The sequence below is a fragment of the Photobacterium sp. OFAV2-7 genome (assembly GCF_022347985.1).
Lineage (GTDB): Bacteria > Pseudomonadota > Gammaproteobacteria > Enterobacterales > Vibrionaceae > Photobacterium.
The window spans coordinates 1-5356 of record NZ_JAKRFQ010000310.1 but is presented as its reverse complement, the minus strand read 5'-3'; the positions used below and the strand labels follow the sequence as shown (position 1 = coordinate 5356).

At 48.9% G+C, this 5356-nt stretch carries 5 protein-coding genes; all 5 read left to right on the top strand.

The features are described 5' to 3' along the window. Nucleotides 1–1047: type VI secretion system contractile sheath domain-containing protein (locus tag MHN01_RS15450; RefSeq protein WP_239412159.1), on the top strand; the 1047-nt coding region annotated here is incomplete at its 5' end. Further along, nucleotides 1044–1466 (top strand): type VI secretion system baseplate subunit TssE, encoded by a 423-nt coding sequence (gene tssE, locus MHN01_RS15445; protein ID WP_239412158.1) that lies wholly within the window; start codon nucleotides 1044–1046, stop codon nucleotides 1464–1466. The genes MHN01_RS15450 and tssE, both read left to right, overlap by 4 nt. Next, nucleotides 1459–3243, top strand: coding sequence for a type VI secretion system baseplate subunit TssF (tssF, locus tag MHN01_RS15440; protein ID WP_239412157.1), 1785 nt, complete (start codon nucleotides 1459–1461; stop codon nucleotides 3241–3243). The genes tssE and tssF overlap by 8 nt, the downstream gene beginning before the upstream one ends. Further along, entirely contained in the window at nucleotides 3225–4202 is a 978-nt protein-coding gene (locus tag MHN01_RS15435; RefSeq protein WP_239412156.1) for a type VI secretion system baseplate subunit TssG, read from the top strand. The genes tssF and MHN01_RS15435 overlap by 19 nt, the downstream gene beginning before the upstream one ends. Before the next feature lie 15 nt (nucleotides 4203–4217). Further along, nucleotides 4218–5356 (top strand): AAA family ATPase (locus MHN01_RS15430; protein WP_239412155.1); only part of this gene is annotated, 1139 nt, incomplete at its 3' end.

The window sequence follows — 5356 nt, the reverse complement described above, 5'->3', positions numbered from 1 at the left end:
AGTGCGCTGTTTAAAAAAGTGTATTCCAAAGAACTGGATACTGCAGGTGGCCAGCCGTTTGGGTTGCTGGTCGTTGATCATCATGTTCACTCTGATCTGGATGAAAAGTGTGATTTCGATGATCTTTATACGTTGCAATTACTGGCTGAGCTCGGGGAACGCTCGCTGTGTCCGGTCGTACTGGGAGTCGATAATTATTTCTTCGGAGATGACCCGTCCCGATTAGCCCATGATCACGCAAGGATAGATCGTATTCTGACTAGCCAGGATCTTCAGAGCTGGCAGTTACTGCGTGAACATCATTCGAGCCGATTTCTACATTTGGTTCTGCCAGAGTATCGGATTCGAGCCCCTTGGCAGCATTACCCTGCTGGGTTTGTGTTCAGTGAAGCCAATACCAATAAAAGTGTTTTGTGGGGCAATGCTGCTTATTTGCTGGCTGCCAACGTGATCCGTGAATTTGATCGGATTAGCTGGTTTGGTTTTTTGCGGGCACATGATGCAACCGGTAATCATGGGGTGCTGATAGATTTAAATGGCAGTGCTTGTTCGCCACTTAAAGCGCGTATCGATATATTCAGTGAGAGTGACAGCTTTTGGGCCGATCAAGGATTTGTCCCGGTTTCTAGTCTTTATCTCAGCGGCCAGCTGGGGCTGTTTAGTAATCAGTCTGTGTGGAAGCCTGTCAGCGAAGCGAGCAAAACTAGCGGAATGCTGCAAACCAATTTGATGGCCTGTCGCTTTGGCCACTATATCAAAGCCCAGATGCGGGATCAGGTCGGTAGTTTTGATAGCGCGGCAACATGCCAGCGCGAGTTGGATAGATGGTTGCAGACTTATATCAGCAATGTTGATTATGGCGACGAGTCAATAATGGCGCGTTATCCGCTTAAGCATGCGGAGGTTCGTTTTATTGCGGATCGCCATGATACGACTCGTTACCGCTGTGAAATCAAACTGCAGCCACAATACCAGTATGAAATGCTCGATACTCATATAACGCTAATGACAGATGTTTCGTCCGACAAGCTGGGAGAAACAGTATGAGTTTGATGGCTAAGCTAAAAGGCCAATGGCGTGGTGATGTTGATGATATTCGTGATGCCATCATTGAAAACCTGTCTGCTGTGCTGTCGGCGAGGGCTCCGATGTGGGAGAGCCCGGAATTGAGTTCCCAGGTCCATGAGTCTATTGCGACCTTAGGTATGGTGAGCTCGTTGCGCAGTCAAGGAAAGAGCAGCAGTGATCTGATTCTCCATGACGTTAAGCAGCTGATTGTTAAGTTTGAACCGCGGTTGAAAGACGTCGTTGTTGAGTTGGACGAAAACTCTGTTGCAACCAATAAGCTCAAGTTCCGGATTGAAGGTCTGATCAGCAGCAAGTTCGGTGATGAAGTGGTGGTGCTTGACTCTAGCCTTGATTTTACCACCAGTAGTTTAGATGTAAGGAAAACGAACCTTGTCTGAGTCGTTACTAAGTTATTTTGAACAAGAGCTGGCATTTATTCGTCAGGAGGCGGGTGAATTTGCTCGTCGCCACCCTGGAGCAGCCAAGTCTCTGGGGATCAGTGACGACAGTGTTGATGACCCTCAGATTTCCCGTTTGATTGATAGCGTGGCTTTGCTTAATGCCCGGCTACAACAGCGGCTGGATGACTCGTTCCCACAGCTGACCGATAGCTTGCTGCGATTGTTGTTTCCGCATTATCTTCGTCCGATCCCGGCATACAGTATTTTGAAAATGCAGCCTTCTGATGAGGTTAGCGCCAGACATTTTATTCCCCAAGGCACTCACCTCGGTATATCGGATACTGATATAGATACGACGGTTTTCCGTACTTGTCAGGATTTGACCTTGTATCCGGTCAAGATAGCATCTGCGCATGTGGCGATGGCCCCTTTTGATACCGAGAAACCGAACGGAGCTGAGCATGCCAAGGCGATGCTGGAAATTCAGCTTCATACTACTGATCCGAGTATTTTGTTTTCTGATCTTGATCTGACATCCTTGGAGCTGTTCCTGCGTGGTGAAACCCAGTCGATACTCCGGTTGTATGATCACCTGCTAGGTGGGGTGAAGGAAGTCTGCGTGCAGTACGGCGAGCAGCGAATATCGCTGGGCAGTGATGCGCTACAACCCGTTGGTTTTGAAAGTCAGCAGCAGGTTCTACCTTATAGTTCGCGTAGTTTTGGTGGCTTTCAGCTACTGACAGAATTTTTTACCTTTCCTGAACGGTTTCATGTTATTGCTTTGGACCTCGCTCAGTCGCTGCAATATGCCAATACCAGTGAGATAAAGATCCAGCTGTTTCTCGATGATATGGCGGTCGATCTGTCACGAAGCCTTGGCGCAGATAACTTTCATTTGTTCTGCACGCCGATTATTAATTTGCAATCGATGACGGCTGAACCGCTCAGTGTAGATTTTGGCCATAGTCAGTACCCGATAGTATTGGATGCTGGCGGCCAGCAACAGCTTCAGCTGTTTGCCATAGAGCAGGTGCTCGATGTCACTGAGCGCCAGAGCTGTTCGGTACCGCCCTTGTATGGTGAAAAATACAAAGGGGCTGAGACAGGTCTCAGGTGGCAGTTGGTACAGGACTGGCATAGCGAATCCGTGTTGCAAAGTAGCCTACGTGTGGCCGATCTTGAGCATAAAAGTGCCAACAGTGAAGCTCGAACTTGGCTGGTGTCGGCAACATGTTCCGATGGTGCGGTAGCCGGACACCTATCGATATCTAGCCAGGTAAGCTGTCGCGATTCCATTTCGCTACCAGCACGGTTGCAATTGCTGCGCCGTCCGACCAGGCAGATCCGAATCAAATCGGCTGAACAAAATGCCTGGCCTTTGCTTGCTCACCTCCACTTTAACTATCACTCCCTGCTGGGAGCGGACGATCCAGTCGCAGCGCTGAAGGCAATGCTGAATTTATATAATCATACCGAAAGTTCGCAAAACATGGCCTATATCGCGGCGATACAAGGTATTGAGCAAGAACAGGTTGTCGCGCCGATCCGTATTTCAGGCAAAAGCTGTTTTGCCTACGGCACCCGTATCAGTATTACCCTCAGTGCCAAGGAATTGGGGGGAGGCGGTATCGAGTTGTTGTCTCGGCTGCTGGACCGCTTTTTTGCGTTTTTCGCCGGCTTTAATAGCTTTACCCAGGTGGTGATAATGCTTGAAGGTGCTGAAGGGGAGTATAAGGTATTTCCAAGGAGGTCCGGGTGCAAGAACATGCTCTGACTCGGCTTCTTGATCAGCCATACACTTTTGACCTTCATCGAGCCATGCAGTTGGTTAAGCATGAGGCTGCCACCTTGGGTATAAGGCCGACTGTATCGTTCACAGCCAGCCTGCTGCCTGCCTATCAGCAGGCAGATATTGTTGAAGTCAGCAACCCGGTTGCCAGCCAATGGGCATTTACCTGTGATTTGCCTGCGCTGTCTGGTAGCCAGGGCGTCATGCCCCGTTCTAGCTATAACGAGTCGCTCAGGGAGCTGTTTGAGCAGGGGAACTATGCGCTGGTTGATTTTTTGAATGGGTTTAATAACCGTTATTACCGTTTGCATTGTCAGGCAGAGCTCAAGAACGATATGGCAGCCCAGGCCGAAGAAGAGCATTTTGACTGGAATCGTCACAGCATGTCGTTGACTGCTATGTTAGCGAATCTTAACGGTGACCTTGGTAATAATCGTACTCTTCCCTCAGGCCACTTGATTCAATATTCCGGCTTGTTTGGCCTGAAATTGTCATGCCCCCTTACTTTAAAGCAGTTGCTGATTGACTACTTTGAGTACGATTTTGATGTTGAATATGGCGATGTGGACTATGTACCACTGTTGCCATGTAGCGTGACTAAGTTGGGTAAAACAGGGCAAAACAATCAATTAGGTCTTGGTGCTTTGGTGGGCAAGAGTGCCGTTATCGCTTTCCAGTCCCTTGAAATAATGATCAAACCGAACAATAACCTTCAGTTCAACCAGATTCGAGATGACCATCAACTGGTCAGAGCGATAGAGGCATTTGTTCGGCATTACATGGGTGTCGATCTCAAGCTGAAGCTGATGATAAAGGTTGACGGTAAGTATCTGCCCGGTCTGCGTTTAAGCACTTGCAGCCGTTCTGATATTCGCCTGGCGCAGTCGACTTGGCTTGCCCCGAAGCAGATAACTCGAGAACACGTGGTAATGCCACTTAAATAACAGCAAGGATACAGCATGATCAATGTTGAATTACAGAGCTTGGTAAAACGTATCGCCTTACCATTAAAAAGTTCACTTGAAGCTGCAGCGGGCGATTGCATGGCCCGTACTCATTTTAGTATTGAACAAGAGCATTGGTTTAATCAGCTACTGAACGAGCCCAAAAGTGGCTGGATTGAGTTATTGCAGCAAGGGAATATTGGTCGCGATCAGGTCGTGGATCTGCTATCCCGCCATTTGAATAGTTTGTCTCGGGGAAATGAGAGTTCTCCGGCGTTGTCACCGACCTTGGTAGAGTTGATTAAAGATGCCTGGTTGTTGGCTTCGGTTAATCATCGTCACGCTGAGGTTAACGGCTATCACATCCTGCTGGTAATGAAACAGCGGATGGAGCAAGGTGGATATAACGGCGAATTAAGTAACTGGTTGAACAGTCTGTCATCGGAGTCACTTAAAGCGAGCGCTACCAAGCAACAGCCGACCCAACGACCTGATTCCACTACCGGTTCTGCAGATGTCTCTGCGGGAGGCGAGGCAGGTACCGTTGCACTGGATAAATATACCCATAATTTGACTGCTGCTGCGAGGAACGGTGAGTTGGACCCTATTTCAGGTCGAAATACCGAGATCCGAAAGTCTATCGATATACTTTGTCGTCGTCGGCAGAATAGCCCGATTCTGGTCGGGGATCCCGGTGTAGGCAAGACTGCAATTGTTGAAGGTCTTGCACAGCAGGTTGTCGACGGCAATGTACCGCCGTCGCTGGCGAATGTTGAGTTGCGTACTCTGGATCTGGCCTTGCTCCAGGCTGGTGCAAGTATTAAGGGGGAGTTTGAAAATCGCCTTAAAGATGTACTTGCTGAGGTTAGGCAATCACCTCATCCCATTATTGTGTTTATCGATGAAGCGCATACCTTGATCGGGGCTGGTGGTGCCGCAGGCCAGAATGATGCAGCCAACTTATTGAAGCCTGCTTTAGCTCGCGGTGAGTTTCGCACCATTGCGGCAACGACATGGGCTGAATACAAGCAGTATTTTGAAACGGATGCAGCCCTTACACGTCGTTTCCAACTGGTTGCTGTCGGTGAGCCGAATGAAGAAGATGCGATCCAGATGCTGCGCGGTGTGACACGTGGCTTGGAAAAGCACCATAG

Bases quoted from the DNA above. Each gene is read 5' to 3' on its own strand.
- tssE (WP_239412158.1), top strand. From the start codon at position 1,044: ATGAGTTTGATGGCTAAGCTAAAAGGCCAATGGCGTGGTGATGTTGAT.